Below are 14543 nucleotides of genomic sequence, written 5' to 3' on the forward strand. Positions count from 1 at the left end.
TCGAGAATGCCAGTCAAGAACCGCGCCGCAGAGTTTCAGAAAGAGGTCGCAGCTTGGCGCCGCGACATCCACGAAAACCCCGAGATCCTTTACGACACCCACCGCACCTCTGCCCTGGTGGCGGAAAAGCTGAAAGAATTTGGCTGTGATGAGGTCGTGACAGGGATCGGCCGCACCGGCGTCGTTGCGTTGATCCGCGGCAAGAGCGACAGCAAGGGGCGTGCCATCGGTCTGCGCGCCGATATGGACGCGCTGCCAATGCAGGAACAGACCGGCCTGCCGCATGCCTCCAAGATCCCCAATGCGATGCACGCCTGCGGCCATGACGGTCACACCGCCATGCTGCTGGGGGCAGCCAAATACCTTGCGGAGACCCGCAATTTCGATGGTACCGCCGTGATGATCTTCCAGCCCGCCGAAGAAGGCGGCAATGGCGGCGAGGCCATGGTCAAAGACGGGATGATGGAGCGTTTCGGCATCGACGAAGTCTATGCAATCCACAACAGCCCCGGTATCGAGGCAGGCACGTTCGCCATCCGTCCCGGGCCGATCCTGGCCTCGGTCGACGAATTCACCCTGCATCTGAGCGGGCGCGGCGGCCACGGCGCCAAACCCAACATGACCGTCGATACCACGGTGATGATGTGCCATATGATCACCGCGTTGCAGACCATCGTGTCGCGCAACATGGATCCGGTGGAGAAGGCGGTAATGTCGCTGACCAGCGCCGAGACCTCTTCCAAGGCGTTCAACGTGATCCCCGACAAGGCAGAGGTCCGCGGCACCATCCGCACCCACTCCGAAGACGTGCGCGCGATGATCCCAAAGCGGATCAAGGAAATCGCCGAAGGCGTGGCGGCGACCTTTGGCGGCTCGGTCGAGCTGGAAATGCGCATCGGCGTGCCGGTTACCATCAACGATGATGCGGCCACGGAATACGCCCGCGCTGCGGCGCAGGCGGTTGGTATCTGCGAGGATGTGCCGATCCTGATGGGCGGTGAGGACTTTTCCTTTATGCTGCAGGAGCGCCCCGGGGCGATGATCCGTCTGGGCAACGGCCCCAGCGCGGGCCTGCATCACCCAGAATACGATTTCAACGACGAGATCATCCCGGCCGGCATCAGCTGGTTCGCGGAAATCGTCGAAGGCAGAATGCCCGCGGCCTGATCCGGCCACGGACCCTCGCGGGTGCCTATGGCGCCTGCGACAGCAAACCCGGCGGCGCATGTGGCGCCGCACATGATAAAAACAAGGAGTGACACTATGCCGGTCAAGAACCGTTTTGCCGAGCTTCAGGAGGAAATCACCGCCTGGCGCCGTGATCTTCACGAGAACCCCGAAATCCTGTTCGAAACCCACCGCACTTCGGCGCTGGTGGCAGACAAGCTGAAGGAATTCGGCTGCGACGAGATTGTCACCGGCATCGGCCGTACCGGCGTTGTCGGCGTGATCAAGGGCAAGTCCGACACCTCGGGCAAGGTCATCGGGTTGCGCGCCGATATGGACGCGCTGCCGATCCACGAGCAGACCGGGCTTGAGTATGCCTCCAAAACCGCCAATGCCATGCACGCCTGCGGCCATGACGGCCACACCGCGATGCTGCTGGGCGCTGCCAAATACCTGTCAGAGACCCGCAACTTTGATGGCACCGTTGTGGTGATCTTCCAGCCCGCCGAAGAAGGCGGCGGCGGCGGAAAGGAGATGTGCGACGACGGCATGATGGAGCGCTGGAACATCCAGGAAGTCTACGGCATGCACAACTGGCCGGGTAAACCGATCGGCAGCTTCTCGATCCGCCCCGGTGCCTTTTTTGCCGCGACCGACACCTTTGACATCACCTTTGAGGGACGCGGCGGCCATGCGGCGAAACCGCATGAGACCATCGACACCACCGTGATGACCGCTCAGGCGGTTCTGGCGCTGCAGACCATCGCATCGCGCAATGCCGACCCGGTGGATCGCGTGGTTGTCTCGGTGACCTCATTCGAAACCTCTTCCAAGGCATTCAACGTGATCCCGCAGCGGGTTCAGATCAAAGGCACCGTGCGCACCATGTCGAAAGAGATGCGCGATCTGGCCGAAAAGCGGATCAAGGAAATCTGCGCAGGCGTTGCAGCGACCTTTGGCGGCACGGCCGACGTCACCTACAACCGCGGTTATCCGGTCATGGTGAACCACGAAGAGCAGACCGAATTCGCAGCCAAGGTTGCGTCCGATATCTCCGGCAACTGCGATGAAGCGCCGCTGGTCATGGGCGGCGAAGACTTCGCCTATATGCTGGAAGAGCGTCCGGGCGCCTATATTCTGGTTGGCAACGGCGACAGCGCCGATGTGCACCACCCGGAGTACAACTTCAACGACGAGGCCATTCCGGCTGGTTGCAGCTGGTGGGCCGGTATCGTCGAGCAGCGCATGCCCGCCGCCTGATAGAGGCTGACATTTTTGAAAGAAGAAGGCCCGGCAGATCGTCGGGCCTTTTTCATGTTCAGCCTTCGGACCAGAGCGCCTGATAGACCGCCTCGATCCCATCTGCTTCAGTCCGGGCGCTGAAACTGTGCAGGGCGATGTCGCGGGCATCCCGTGCCATCTGGGCATGGCGCGCCGGATCGCTCAGGATCGCGCGGGCAGCTTCGGCTGCGGCTTGCGCGGCCTCAAGCGGTACGATCAACCCGCTTTTGCCCTGGGCCGAAAAGGCGCGGTAGTACCCAGCCTCGGTCCCCACAAAGGGCACACCGCTGGCCATACCTTCCAGCGGAGCCATGCCGTAGCCTTCGTAGCGGGGCAGTTGCATCACCAGTGACAACGCCCGCATCAGCGGCGGCAGATCTGCGGCGGGGATTTCGCCGGGAAGCAGGATACGATCACCTAGACCCGCAGCAGCGATGCGGGATTTCAGATCCTTTAGAAATCCCTGATGTTCGCGCGCCGCGCGGCCAATCACCAGCGCGACCGCGCCGGGCAGGGTGGGCAGGAGGTCGATCATCGCATCGACAAAAACATCGGTGCCCTTTTCCGGGCGGATACGGCCAACCGTAGCGATGCCGCGGGTTCCGCCATATCCCAGCGCCGCCCAGGCGGTGTCGCGGTTGTCTGCTGGCTGGAACAGATCGGTGTCTACCCCATGCGGCACCACCGCGCGCACGTGCGGTACGAATTCAGCAGCCTTGTCCGTGGTCGCCACCACCGCATCCATCCGGCTGATCAGCCAGCGCGGCAGGGCCGAATGCCGCCGCTGCGCCGCCGAGGTAAAGACGATGCGGATCGGAAGGCGCAGCACATCCCGCGCCCAGATCGCCGCGCGCATTTCCGTATTGCGTCGCACGTGCCAGATGGCGAAGGGTTTGCCTTCCGGGGCGTTTCTGCACAGGCGCCGCGCCTCGGCCGTGGTAACCGGGGCTTGGCAGCCGGGCAGGGGGCGACCCACCAGCCGCAGATCATGGGTGTTTGCCTGCTGGCGGATCACATTGGCGGCGGTGGCCGAAACCCCGGTGAAATTACGGTTGAAATTGGTGACGAAGAGCTCAGGCATCGGGATGTGTCCCTTTGGCCCCAAGCCCCAGCCGGTCGATCAGAAGATCCGCCACGCCATCCAGCTCCTGCGCTTGCGATCTGGCAAAGCCCGAGGCGGCCGCGCAGGCAGCGTGCAGAGCTTCGGGCTCTTCCAGCCAGTGCTGTACGGCATGCGCAAGTCCGGGTGCGTCCTGCACTTCAACCGCACCGCCAGCGGCGATCAGCGGCGGGAAGGTCTCGGTGAAATTACTGGTGCCGGGACCGGTGATCACGGCGGCGCCTGCCTGTGCCACTTCAAACGGATTATGCCCGCCAATAGGTCGCAGAGAGCCTCCCAGAAACACCAACGGAGACAGCGCGTAGAATGTGCCCAGCTCGCCCAGCGTGTCGGCCAGATAGACCTGCGTCTGCGGGGTGATCGCTTCTCCCTTGCTGCGCCGCGCGAAGGTCAACTCGGCGTCGCGGATGAGTTCGGCAACCTTGTCGCTGCGTTCCGGGTGGCGCGGGATCAGCACCAGGCACAACTCGGGAAAACGGTCCAGCAGGGTGCGATGCGCTGCAAGAATAGTCTCTTCCTCGCCGTCATGGGTCGAAGAAGCGATCCACACCGGCCGCGCGCCGACCTCGGATCGCAGCGCCTCCAGCGCCGCCGCGTCAATCGGCAGGGCGGCAGCCCCGGCCTTGAGGTTGCCACCGGGCTGCACCCGCGCGGTATCGGCGCCAAGCGTGATCAGGTTCTGTGCCATGTGATCGTTCTGGCTCAGCAGCAGATCGAAACGCGATAGGATGAAACGGGCGGTAGCGGCGCGCTTCTGCCAGCTGCGGACCGAGCGGTCGGACAGGCGGGCATTGACCAGAGCCAGCCGGGTTCCGCGCTTATGAGCGGCGCTGAGGGTGACAGGCCAGAGTTCGCTTTCGACGAAGATCCCGGCATCGGGCCGCCAGTGATCGAGGAACCTGCGCACCGGTCCGGCCGCATCCAGTGGGGCGAACTGATGTATCGCGCCCTTTGGCAGCCGCTTTTCTGCCACCGCAGCCGAGGTGGCGGTGCCCGAGGTCAGAAGGAAGCGCGCGTCGCTGCGTTTTTCCGCGAGCCGGTTGATCAGGGTGATCGCGGCCAGGCTCTCCCCGACCGAGGCGCCGTGAAACCAGATCAGCGGCGCACCGGAGGGCAGGGTGGGGCGCGACACGCTGGCATGGCCCAGACGCTCGCGCTGGCGCTGCGGGGACACACCCTGCGCCGCCAGTTTTGCGGCAACCTTGCGGTAGGCAAAGGGTGCAATCAGCGCGGTGACGGCCCGGTAGGCGTGAAACAGAGCCGTCGCCTTGCCGCCAGAACCTTGGCTGGTCATCTCAGCCGCCGGTGTGGCTCATGTGGCGGGACATCTGGCCGCCGGGCGTCTGCCGGGAGTAATCGAAATCATGGCCCTTGGGTTTGAGGTTGATCGCGGCGCGGATCGCCTCTTCGAGCGGGGCCTCGCTGTCCGGGTGGTCGCGCAGGGGCGCGCGCAGATCGGCCATGTCTTCCTGACCCAGGCACATGTAAAGCTCGCCGGTGCAGGTCAGGCGCACCCGGTTGCAGCTTTCGCAGAAATTATGGCTAAGCGGGGTGATAAAACCGATCTTCTGACCGGTCTCTTCCAGCCGCACATAGCGGGCCGGGCCGCCGCTGCGTTCCGCCAGATCGGTCGCGGTATAGTGATTTTCGTATTCGCGCCGCACGTCCTTGAGCGACCAGTATTGGTCCAGGCGGTCCTCATTGCCGATGTCGCCCATCGGCATGACCTCGATCCAGGTGAGATCAATATCACGCGAGGCGCACCAGCGCGTGATCTCGGGCAGCTCCGGTTCGTTAAAACCTTTCAGCGCCACGGCGTTGATCTTGACCCTGAGGCCCGCTTTTTGCGCCGCATCGATGCCACGCATGACCTGCGGCAGGCGGCCCCAGCGGGTGACTGCCGCGAATTTCTGCTCGTCCAGCGTATCAAGCGAGATATTGACCCGGCGCACCCCGGCATCAAACAGATCCTGGGCGTATTTCTCTAGCTGCGAGCCGTTGGTGGTCAGCGTCAGTTCCTTGAGGGCGCCGCTGTCCAGATGCCGGGTCATGCCGCGGAAGAAGGTCATGATATCGCGCCGCACCAGAGGCTCACCGCCGGTGATGCGTAGCTTTTCCACGCCCATGCCGACAAAGGTCGAACACAGCCGGTCCAGTTCCTCCAGCGTCAGCAGTTCTTTCTTGGGCAGAAAGGTCATGTTTTCCGACATGCAATAGACGCAACGGAAGTCACAACGGTCAGTAACCGAGACGCGCAGGTATGTGATGGCGCGGGCGAAGGGATCGATCAGCGGAGCAGTCATGACTGCATAGGTAAAGCGGCTCCTTGCCTGCGACAAGAGGGGAGTGCATTTTCCTGCTGGTAAAGATCTGTGCGCGCCAATAGATTTGCGGCCATGCGTATCACAGTCTCATGCTCCGCCGCCCTGCCATTGTCCCTGTCCCTGCTGCTGCTTGCCGGTTGCGGGAATTTGGACTTTCCCGACCTGCGTGGACAGGCCGCAAGCAGCACCCCGGCGCCGACCGCAGCGCCCGTGACCGGCGCGCCGCTGGATGCAACCGGTGGCGCCCTGACGGTGCCGGATGCTGTGGAGGAGGATATGGTGTCCGAGGCTGAGGCGCCTGCGGCGTCCTCAATCTTCACCGGCACCGAGCAGGTGGTCGCCTCGCTGGGGGATCCGGCGGTTCCGGGACTGTGGATGGAAACCTCTTTGGTCGGCACCGAGCAACAGGCGGTATTGCGCAGCGCCAGCGGTGCAGAGGTGCAGGTGACGCTGAAACCGGCGGCAAACGGGGGAAGCGCCCGGGTGTCCATCGCTGCAATGCGGGCGCTTGGTTTGCCTTTGACCGAGCTGGTTGAGCTACAGGTGCGCCCGGCCAACTGACGGGCCAACTGACCGGTGAACTAAACCAGTGGATTAGCCTGCCTTGGGCGCCTCGTCTCGAAGGTATTTCCCGGCTTCCTTGCGGGCAAAGGGTTTCATCGCATCGCCATGGGTCGCCAGAAAGATACGGGTGGCCTCTGCATCGTGTTTGCTAAGATCGCGCAGCCACCAAGCGATGGCTTTCTGAATGAACCAGTCGCGGTCTGGCACATAGCCTGCCGCCCATGTGATGATCCGCGCCCGCCGGGCCTGATCGGCGGGTTTGAGATTGTTCATTTTGGCCCAGGGCAGGGTGGCGACCAATGCGGCCCGGCGGGTCCACATATGTTCGGACTGCGTCCAGGTCTCAACATCGTCCAGCCGGGCGGGATCCGCCACCAGCCGTTTCTGCGCCGCCATGCAGGCATGGTCGGCGATGGCCCAGCTATCGAACTGTGGCACCCAGGAACAGATCAACGCCCAGGCGGCGTCGTCGCCCTTGATCCGGGCCTGGGTTAGCAGTTTGGCGGCAGCGAGGCGCGCCTCGAAGATATCCGTCTGCCACAGGGCATCGGCAAGGGCGACGCGCTCTTCCACCGTGAGGCTCTGCCGCCAACCCTTGGTCAGCTCGTTGAGCGCCGGGTTCGGGATACCCAGAACCTCCCGGTTCTGCTTGTGATAGGCCGCCATCTGCTCGGCGCGGCCCGGTTCGATCAGGGCGCGCAGCTGCGCCAGCGCCTCGTCCAGCGTCATCGGATCATTCCACCGTCACGGATTTGGCGAGGTTGCGCGGCTGGTCCACATCGGTGCCCTTGGCCACGGCGGTGTGATAGGCCAGCATCTGCGCGGGCAGGGCGTAAAGGATCGGCGACAGGCTGTCGTGGACCTGCGGCATGCGGATTGCCTGCCAGACCTCGTCACCCGCCTCGGCAAGCCCTTCGGCATCCGAGACCAGCATCACCTTGCCCTTGCGCGCCATGACTTCCTGCATGTTGGAGACCGATTTGTCGAAAAGATCGTCCCGCGGGGCGAGAACCACGACCGGCATGTTGTTGTCGATGAGCGCGATGGGGCCGTGTTTCAATTCCCCCGAGGCATAGGCTTCGGCGTGGATGTAGCTGATTTCCTTCAGTTTCAATGCGCCTTCGAGCGCCAGCGGGAACATCAACCCCCGGCCCAGGAACAGCACATCCCGCGCTTCGCTGAGCTTCAGGGAGGCCTGACGGATCGCCTCGTTCTGCTCCAGTGCAGCAGACATGACGTTCGGAAGCCCGCGCAGAGCGGAGACATGGGCCTGCAGTTCCTCTTCGCCGATTTCGCCCCGGTCGGTTGCGGCCTTGAGGGCCAGCATCAACAGCACGCTCAACTGGCAGGTAAAGGCTTTGGTCGAGGCGACCCCGATTTCGACGCCAGCATGGATCGGCAGGGCCAGATCGCTCTCGCGGGCGATGGAGCTTTCGGGGACATTGACCACCGACAAGATCTGATCGGCCTTGTCCTTGCAATAGCGCAGGGCGGCGAGGGTATCTGCGGTCTCGCCCGATTGGGAAACAAACAGTGCGGCTGTGCGACCGGGGATCGGTGGTTCGCGATAGCGGAATTCGGAGGCGATATCGACCTCGACCGGAATGCGGGCCAGTTTTTCGAACCAGTATTTCGCAGTGAGGCAGGCATAAAAGGCGGTGCCACAGGCGACCAGTGTTAGCCGGTCGATTTTTGTGAAATCGATCCCGTCTCCTGGCAGGTGCACCGCGTCTTCGCCGACTGGCAGGTAGTGGCGGATAGCTTCGGCAATGACCGTGGGCTGTTCGGCGATTTCCTTGGCCATGAAATGCTTGTGTCCGGCCTTGTCGACCTGTGCTGCGTCTATCTGAATGGTGCGCATTTCGCGGTTCGCCAGATCCCCGTTTGCGTCGCGGATCTCCAGGCTGCTGCGGGTCAGGACGGCGCAGTCGCCTTCCTCAAGATAGGTGATCTTATCCGTAAGCGGCGCCAGGGCGATGGCATCGCTGCCGACGAACATTTCGCGGGTGCCATGTCCGATGGCCAAGGGCGAGCCCTTGCGGGCGGCCACCATCAAATCCTCTTCGCCGTCGAACAGGAAGGCGAGGGCAAAGGCGCCCTCCAGCCGTGACAGGGTTTTCTGTGCGGCCTCGGCGGCGGACAGCCCACCGCGCATGTAGCGCTCTGTCATCAGCGCGACGGTTTCGGTATCGGTTTCGGTCTGAAACTCGATCCCTTCTTTGGCCAGTTCCGCCCGCAGGTCGCGGTAGTTTTCGATGATGCCATTGTGCACGACGGCCACGGCGCCGGCACGATGCGGGTGCGCGTTGTTGACCGAAGGTTCGCCGTGGGTGGCCCAGCGGGTGTGGCCGATGCCGGATTTTCCCGCCAGCGGCTCATGCACCAGCAGGTCGCTGAGGTTGACCAGCTTGCCGACAGCGCGGCGGCGTTCCAGCTTGCCGTCGTTGACGGTGGCAATACCCGCACTGTCATAGCCGCGGTATTCCAGCCGCTTCAGCGCCTCCACCAGCAGGGGCGCGGCTTCATGATTGCCAAGAACTCCGACGATTCCGCACATTACGCGCCTCCTTTTGCCTTGCGGGCCTTCTTGGCGCGCAGCATGTCCATCAGTTTTCGCGCGCGGCCGGGTTTGTTTTCCTGGGCGCTGCGCGAGATTGCCAGATCACCATCGTCGACGTTCTTTGTCACCACGGTGCCGCTGGCGGTCATCGCCTCATTGCCGACGCGCACCGGTGCCACCAGAAGGGTGTTGGAGCCGATGAAGCTGCGGGCGCCGATTTCGGTCCGGTGCTTCATTACGCCATCATAGTTGCAGGTGATTGTGCCGGCCCCGATATTGGTGGCTTCGCCGACCGAGGCATCGCCCACGTAAGAGAGATGATTGACCTTGGCGCCAGCAGCGATTTCGGCGTTCTTGATCTCGACGAAGTTGCCGATATGGGTGTCTTCTGCCAGTTCGGCGCCGGGGCGCAGGCGGGCATAGGGGCCGACCTTGGAGCCGCGGCTGACGTGGCAGCCTTCGAGATGCGAAAAGGCGCGGATCAACGCGCCGCTTTCCACCGTAACGCCGGGGCCGAACACCACGTTGGGTTCGATGACCGCATCGCGGCCGACCACGGTGTCAAAGGCGAAATAGACGGTTTCCGGCGCCATCAGGGTGACGCCATTTTCCAGCGCCTCGGCGCGGGCGCGGCTCTGGAACAGCGCATCGGCCTGGGCCAGTTCCGCGCGGCTGTTGATACCCAGCGTTTCAGCCTCGTCGCAGGCTACGGCGGTGACGCGCAGGCCCTTGGCGCGGGCCAGTTCCACCAAATCGGTGAGGTAGTATTCGCCCGCCGCGTTGTCGTTGCCGATCTCGGCGATCAGGTCGAACATCAGCTGCGATGCGCAGGCCATCAGGCCGGAATTGCAGAAGGTGATTGCGCGTTCGGTCTCGCTCGCGTCCTTGAACTCGACGATCCGCTCCAGGCTGTCGCCGTCCATCACAAGCCGCCCATAGCGGCCAGGGTCAGCAGCCTCGAAACCCAGAACCACCAGATCGGCCTTGGCGCGCGCTTCGATCATGCGGGTGATGGTCTCGCCGCTGACAAAAGGCGTGTCGCCATAAAGAACCACCGCATCGCCATCAAACCCGGCCAGCGCCTCCCTTGCCTGATCCACTGCGTGACCTGTGCCCAGCTGTTCCTCTTGCAGCACAACCTCGGCGCTCTCGTCGATGTCGGCCACGGCGGCGCGCACGGCTTCGGCGCCATGACCGGCAACCACGACGATCCGTTCCGGCTCCAAAGCGCGCCCGGCGGACATGGCGTGTTCCAGCATAGGGGCCTGGGCGATGGGATGCAGGACCTTAGGCAGATCCGAATTCATCCGCGTGCCTTTGCCTGCGGCCAGGATGACGAGGGCTGTGCTCATGTTATGTTTCTCTTTGTCTTTTCAGCGCCCCCGTTTTATCCGCTAACAGTGGGTGCGCAAGCCATTGCGCCATCAAACTAGGTTGCGGCTTGCAACATCATGCGGCGGAAATGCGCCGAAAGGGGACGATATGCGGACAGTGATCTTTGATCTGGATGGTACTCTGGCGGACACGTCGGGGGATTTGCTGGCAGCGGCCAATGCCTGTTTCCGCCAGATGGGCCATGGTGATCTGCTGACCCGTCCGGGCGACGCGGCGATTGCCCTGCGCGGCGGCAAGCGGATGCTGACCGAGGGGCTGAAGCGGGTCAATGAATACGACGACGCTACCGTCGAAGCCTTTTATCCCGTGCTGCTGGAGGCGTATAAAGCCGCAATCGATCACCACACCGTTCTGTATCCCGGCGCGATGGATGCCGTCGAGGCGTTGAAACTGGCGGGATATGGTGTGGGCATCTGCACCAACAAGCCCGAGGCGCTGGCCGAGCAACTGATGCAATCCCTTGGCGTGCGCGGTGCCTTTGCCTCGCTTGTCGGTGCCGATACGCTGCCGGTGCGCAAACCCGATCCCGCGCCGTTGTTCGAAGCGGCCCGCCGCGCGGGCGGTGACCCCGCGCGCACCGTTCTGATTGGCGACAGTGATACCGACCGCAATACATCCGCCGCTGCGGGCGTGCCCTCGGTTCTCGTCACCTTCGGTCCTGCAGGCGATGACATGGCGGCGCTGAAACCCGAGGCGCTGCTGCACCGGTATGAAGATCTGCCCGGGGTGGTGGCGGAATTGCTGCCCTGATGATCTGATGGCCTTCCGCGCGCGTCTGAAACCGGGCGCGACAGCGGCTTCCCCCTTGACCCCGCAGCTGGCCGCGCTCACAAACAGGCCATGAGCGAGATTTTCACTGGCAGTTTCACCCAGCAGGAACCCATCCCAGAAGAGGCGATTTCCGCCGCGATGGAGGTACTGCGCCATGGCCGTCTGCACCGCTACAATGTTGCGGGCGACGAGGCCGGAGAGACCGCGCTGCTGGAGCGCGAATTCGCCGATCAGATGGGGGCGAAATACTGTCTGGCGGTTGCTTCGGGCGGCTACGCACTGGCCACCGCGCTAAGAGCGGTTGGCGTGAAACATGGCGACCGGGTGCTGACCAATGCCTTTACCCTCGCGCCGGTGCCGGGCTCCATCGCAGCTGTCGGCGCCACGCCGGTCTATGTGGATGTGACCGAGGATCTGACCATCGATCTGGAGGATCTGACCGCCAAGGCTGATCAGGCGGATGTGCTGATGCTGAGCCATATGCGCGGGCATCTGTGTGACATGGACCGGCTGATGGAGATCTGCAGCGACGCCGGGATCACCGTAATCGAGGATTGCGCCCACACCATGGGGGCGGCCTGGAATGGCACGCTTTCGGGACGGCATGGCACGGTGGGCTGCTATTCCTGCCAGACCTACAAGCACGTGAACTCGGGCGAGGGCGGATTGCTGATCACCGATGACGAGGAGGTCGCTGCGCGTGCCATCATCCTGTCCGGATCCTACATGCTCTATGGCCGTCATCTGGCCGCGCCAGGGCCAGAGGTGTTCGAACGGGTGAAATACGAAACCCCGAATATCTCCGGGCGGATGGACAATCTGCGGGCGGCGATCCTGCGGCCCCAACTGCGCGATCTGGAGGCGCAGGTCGCCCGCTGGAATGAACGCTACAGGGAGGTCGAAACCGGGGTGCGCGGTACGCCGGGCCTGACCGTTGTGGAGCGCCTGGCAGCCGAAACCTATGTCGGTTCCTCTATCCAGTTTCTGTTGCTGGATTGGGCTGCGGACCGGGTGCAGGAAGTCCTGCGCCGCTGCGCCGCCCGAGGGGTTGAGCTGAAGTGGTTTGGTGAACCGCAACCCGTGGCCTTTACCTCCCGCTATGACAGCTGGCGCTACGCCGAGACGCCGTCACTGCCCAAAAGTGATCGCATTCTGGCGGGGATCGTCGATATGCGGGTGCCGCTGACTTTCAGCCTTGAGGACTGCGCCCAGATCGCCCGCATCATCCGCGCCGAGGTCGGTGCAGTGTTTCAGGGCGCCTGAACCACAGCAGAGGCTGTTTTCAGAACCAATCAACTCCGACTGGCCGGGCCCCGACAGGGTCCGGCCTTTTCGTGTCCCCACGTGACCTCTTGACCTGTGATGGCTTGCCGGCAATAAATGAACACATGTTCAAATAATTCGCGATGACTCGGGAGGAGACGCGAGATGTTCAACGCAAGCATGACTTTTGATCTGGGCGAAGATGTAAACGCCCTGCGCGACATGGTGCACCGCTGGGCGCAAGAGCGCGTCAAGCCGATGGCGCAGGAGATCGATCAGAAGAACGAATTCCCTGCCGAGCTGTGGCAGGAGATGGGTGAGCTCGGTCTTCTGGGTATCACCGTCCCCGAGGAATTCGGCGGAGCCGGGATGTCCTATCTGGCCCATACCATCGCGGTCGAGGAAATTGCCCGCGCCAGCGCCTCGGTGTCCTTGTCCTATGGCGCGCATTCCAACCTCTGCGTCAACCAGATCAAGCTGAACGGCAATGCCGAGCAGAAGAAGAAATACCTGCCCCGGCTGATTTCGGGTGAACACGTCGGCGCGCTGGCCATGTCCGAAGCGGGCGCTGGCTCTGACGTTGTGTCGATGTCCCTGCGTGCCGAAAAGCGCAACGATCACTATCGCCTCAACGGCAACAAATACTGGATCACCAACGGCCCCGATGCCGACACGCTGGTGGTCTACGCCAAGACCGATCCAGAAGCAGGCTCCAAGGGCATCACCGCCTTCCTGATCGAGAAAGAGTTCAAAGGTTTCTCGACCTCGGTGCATTTCGACAAGCTGGGCATGCGCGGCTCCAACACCGGCGAGCTGATCTTTGAGGACTGCGAAGTGCCGTTTGAGAACGTGCTGGGTGAAGAGGGCAAGGGCGTTCAGGTTCTGATGTCCGGCCTTGATTACGAACGCGTGGTTCTGGCGGGCATCGGCAGCGGTATCATCGCCGCCTGCATGGACGAGATGATGCCATACATGAAAGAGCGCAAGCAGTTCGGCAAGCCGATCGGAAGCTTCCAGCTGATGCAGGGCAAGATCGCCGATATGTACACGGCGATGAATTCCTCGCGCGCCTACATCTACGAAGTGGCCAAGGCCTGCGACAATGGCACGGTGACGCGCCAGGACGCGGCGGCGTGCTGCCTTTATGCCTCTGAGCAGGCAATGGTGCAGGCGCACCAGGCGGTGCAGGCCTTTGGCGGTGCCGGTTATCTGTCTGACAATCCGGTGGGCCGGATCTTCCGCGATGCCAAGCTGATGGAAATCGGCGCGGGTACTTCGGAAATCCGCCGTATGCTGATCGGCCGCGAGCTGATGGCAACCATGTAAAAGCAGAAAGCCCGCGTGACCGAGGGAAGGCACGCGGGCTTGTCTGTGGTCCGGGCAGGCGGCAGCGCCCGCCCGGGAAACCGGATCAGAGGGTCAGAAGCGGTGGACGTAGGCAACACCCACAACAACCGGATCAATCTCGGCGGTACCGATCGCGGCACCGTTCAGGAAGGCGTCGGTCTCGATATCCATGTAGCGCACGTTCAGACGCAGCGCACCGTTGTCCGACACTTGCCAGTCCGCACCAGCGTTGAGCGCAAGACCCCAGCTGTCATCAAGGTTCAGCACGCCAAGCGGCGAGCTTTCTTCAAAGAAGGTGGTGTAGTTCACACCAATGCCGACGAAGGGCGTGATCTTGCTGTTGGTCGGGAAGTGGTAGTTCAGCGACAGGGTCGGCGGCAACTGCTTGGTCGAACCGGCATAGCCGACACCGGCGATGGTGACGTCATGCTCGAACGGGGTCGCGGCCAAGAGTTCGATGCCAAGGTTGTCGCGGATGAAATATTCAACTGTCAGCGACAGTTGCGTTTCATCGCTGACCGTTGCGGCACCCCCGGCCAACGTGCCGTTGTTCGATTTGGGGTTCACGTTGGCGATCCCTGCACCGAAGGTCCAGTCGCCTTGCGACTGGGCAAGGGCCGGGGCCGCAAAGGCGGCGCATGCAGCAGAGAGGGCGAGGGCGGAAACGATGCGTTTCATGGGGAAGATCCCTTTTCTTTCGAGTACGCCGGGATCATGCGCGATGGAGGCGAAAACGTCTCTGATCTGGATC

General features: G+C 63.0%; 13 protein-coding genes. 6 read left to right on the plus strand and 7 right to left on the minus strand.

The window, feature by feature from the left end; translation table 11 throughout:
- The first annotated feature begins 6 nt into the window (after positions 1–6).
- Positions 7–1167 (plus strand): M20 aminoacylase family protein, encoded by a 1161-nt coding sequence (locus SM763_RS16190; RefSeq protein WP_368999170.1) that lies wholly within the window; start codon positions 7–9, stop codon positions 1165–1167.
- A gap of 96 nt (positions 1168–1263) precedes the next feature.
- Positions 1264–2427 (plus strand): M20 aminoacylase family protein, encoded by a 1164-nt coding sequence (locus tag SM763_RS16195; protein WP_065273099.1) that lies wholly within the window; start codon positions 1264–1266, stop codon positions 2425–2427.
- A gap of 58 nt (positions 2428–2485) precedes the next feature.
- Here SM763_RS16195 and SM763_RS16200 read toward each other — a convergent pair whose 3' ends face one another.
- From SM763_RS16200 to moaA, 3 genes are read right to left on the minus strand one after another with little or no spacing between them, the layout of a single operon-like run.
- Positions 2486–3529, minus strand: a complete 1044-nt coding sequence (locus SM763_RS16200) for a glycosyltransferase family 4 protein (protein WP_368999171.1) — start codon at positions 3527–3529, stop codon at positions 2486–2488.
- Positions 3522–4862 carry a 3-deoxy-D-manno-octulosonic acid transferase gene (locus tag SM763_RS16205; protein WP_368999172.1) on the minus strand — a complete coding sequence of 447 codons (1341 nt, stop codon included), beginning with the start codon at positions 4860–4862 and terminating at the stop codon, positions 3522–3524. The genes SM763_RS16200 and SM763_RS16205 overlap by 8 nt, the downstream gene beginning before the upstream one ends.
- Before the next feature lies 1 nt (position 4863).
- Positions 4864–5871, minus strand: a complete 1008-nt coding sequence (moaA, locus tag SM763_RS16210) for a GTP 3',8-cyclase MoaA (protein WP_368999173.1) — start codon at positions 5869–5871, stop codon at positions 4864–4866.
- A 93-nt stretch (positions 5872–5964) separates the two neighbouring features.
- Here moaA and SM763_RS16215 point away from each other — a divergent pair, with 93 nt between their 5' ends.
- Entirely contained in the window at positions 5965–6453 is a 489-nt protein-coding gene (locus SM763_RS16215; RefSeq protein ID WP_274836723.1) for a hypothetical protein, read from the plus strand.
- 33 nt (positions 6454–6486) lie between these two features.
- Here the strand turns inward: SM763_RS16215 and SM763_RS16220 are convergent, their stop codons facing one another.
- The 3 genes from SM763_RS16220 to glmU are packed head-to-tail and all read right to left on the minus strand — an operon-like array spanning position 6487 to position 10368.
- Positions 6487–7185, minus strand: a complete 699-nt coding sequence (locus tag SM763_RS16220; protein WP_368999174.1) for a DNA alkylation repair protein — start codon at positions 7183–7185, stop codon at positions 6487–6489.
- A 4-nt stretch (positions 7186–7189) separates the two neighbouring features.
- The gene (gene glmS / locus SM763_RS16225; protein WP_368999175.1) at positions 7190–9013 is read right to left on the minus strand and encodes a glutamine--fructose-6-phosphate transaminase (isomerizing); all 1824 of its coding nucleotides are present in this window, start codon (positions 9011–9013) and stop codon (positions 7190–7192) included.
- On the minus strand, positions 9013–10368 hold the full coding sequence (gene glmU, locus SM763_RS16230; RefSeq protein WP_368999176.1) for a bifunctional UDP-N-acetylglucosamine diphosphorylase/glucosamine-1-phosphate N-acetyltransferase GlmU: 1356 nt from the start codon (positions 10366–10368) through the stop codon (positions 9013–9015). The genes glmS and glmU overlap by 1 nt, the downstream gene beginning before the upstream one ends.
- 130 nt (positions 10369–10498) lie before the next feature.
- On the opposite strand from glmU, the gene SM763_RS16235 reads away from it, so the two are divergent.
- The 3 genes from SM763_RS16235 (at position 10499) to SM763_RS16245 (ending at position 13771) form a co-directional block, all read left to right on the plus strand.
- Positions 10499–11161 (plus strand): HAD-IA family hydrolase, encoded by a 663-nt coding sequence (locus SM763_RS16235; RefSeq protein WP_368999177.1) that lies wholly within the window; start codon positions 10499–10501, stop codon positions 11159–11161.
- Positions 11162–11251: 90 nt separating this feature from the next.
- Positions 11252–12445 carry a DegT/DnrJ/EryC1/StrS family aminotransferase gene (locus tag SM763_RS16240; RefSeq protein WP_368999178.1) on the plus strand — a complete coding sequence of 398 codons (1194 nt, stop codon included), beginning with the start codon at positions 11252–11254 and terminating at the stop codon, positions 12443–12445.
- A 165-nt stretch (positions 12446–12610) separates the two neighbouring features.
- On the plus strand, positions 12611–13771 hold the full coding sequence (locus SM763_RS16245) for an isovaleryl-CoA dehydrogenase (RefSeq protein WP_274828819.1): 1161 nt from the start codon (positions 12611–12613) through the stop codon (positions 13769–13771).
- 93 nt (positions 13772–13864) lie between these two features.
- Here SM763_RS16245 and SM763_RS16250 read toward each other — a convergent pair whose 3' ends face one another.
- The gene (locus tag SM763_RS16250; RefSeq protein ID WP_065273793.1) at positions 13865–14470 is read right to left on the minus strand and encodes an OmpW/AlkL family protein; all 606 of its coding nucleotides are present in this window, start codon (positions 14468–14470) and stop codon (positions 13865–13867) included.
- Positions 14471–14543: the final 73 nt, after the last annotated feature.

The organism is Pseudophaeobacter sp. C1-32P7 (genome assembly GCF_041008775.1).
Lineage (GTDB): Bacteria > Pseudomonadota > Alphaproteobacteria > Rhodobacterales > Rhodobacteraceae > Phycobacter > Phycobacter gallaeciensis_A.

What these genes read in the sequence shown, in the direction of transcription:
- glmS (WP_368999175.1), bottom strand. Translation starts at nt 9,013, where the DNA reads ATGTGCGGAATCGTCGGAGTTCTTGGCAATCATGAAGCCGCGCCCCTG.
- SM763_RS16200 (WP_368999171.1), bottom strand. Translation starts at nt 3,529, where the DNA reads ATGCCTGAGCTCTTCGTCACCAATTTCAACCGTAATTTCACCGGGGTT.
- SM763_RS16215 (WP_274836723.1), top strand. Translation starts at nt 5,965, where the DNA reads ATGCGTATCACAGTCTCATGCTCCGCCGCCCTGCCATTGTCCCTGTCC.
- SM763_RS16205 (WP_368999172.1), bottom strand. Translation starts at nt 4,862, where the DNA reads ATGACCAGCCAAGGTTCTGGCGGCAAGGCGACGGCTCTGTTTCACGCC.
- SM763_RS16220 (WP_368999174.1), bottom strand. Translation starts at nt 7,185, where the DNA reads ATGACGCTGGACGAGGCGCTGGCGCAGCTGCGCGCCCTGATCGAACCG.
- glmU (WP_368999176.1), bottom strand. Translation starts at nt 10,368, where the DNA reads ATGAGCACAGCCCTCGTCATCCTGGCCGCAGGCAAAGGCACGCGGATG.
- SM763_RS16250 (WP_065273793.1), bottom strand. Translation starts at nt 14,470, where the DNA reads ATGAAACGCATCGTTTCCGCCCTCGCCCTCTCTGCTGCATGCGCCGCC.
- SM763_RS16195 (WP_065273099.1), top strand. Translation starts at nt 1,264, where the DNA reads ATGCCGGTCAAGAACCGTTTTGCCGAGCTTCAGGAGGAAATCACCGCC.
- SM763_RS16240 (WP_368999178.1), top strand. Translation starts at nt 11,252, where the DNA reads ATGAGCGAGATTTTCACTGGCAGTTTCACCCAGCAGGAACCCATCCCA.
- SM763_RS16190 (WP_368999170.1), top strand. Translation starts at nt 7, where the DNA reads ATGCCAGTCAAGAACCGCGCCGCAGAGTTTCAGAAAGAGGTCGCAGCT.
- SM763_RS16245 (WP_274828819.1), top strand. Translation starts at nt 12,611, where the DNA reads ATGTTCAACGCAAGCATGACTTTTGATCTGGGCGAAGATGTAAACGCC.
- SM763_RS16235 (WP_368999177.1), top strand. Translation starts at nt 10,499, where the DNA reads ATGCGGACAGTGATCTTTGATCTGGATGGTACTCTGGCGGACACGTCG.
- moaA (WP_368999173.1), bottom strand. Translation starts at nt 5,871, where the DNA reads ATGACTGCTCCGCTGATCGATCCCTTCGCCCGCGCCATCACATACCTG.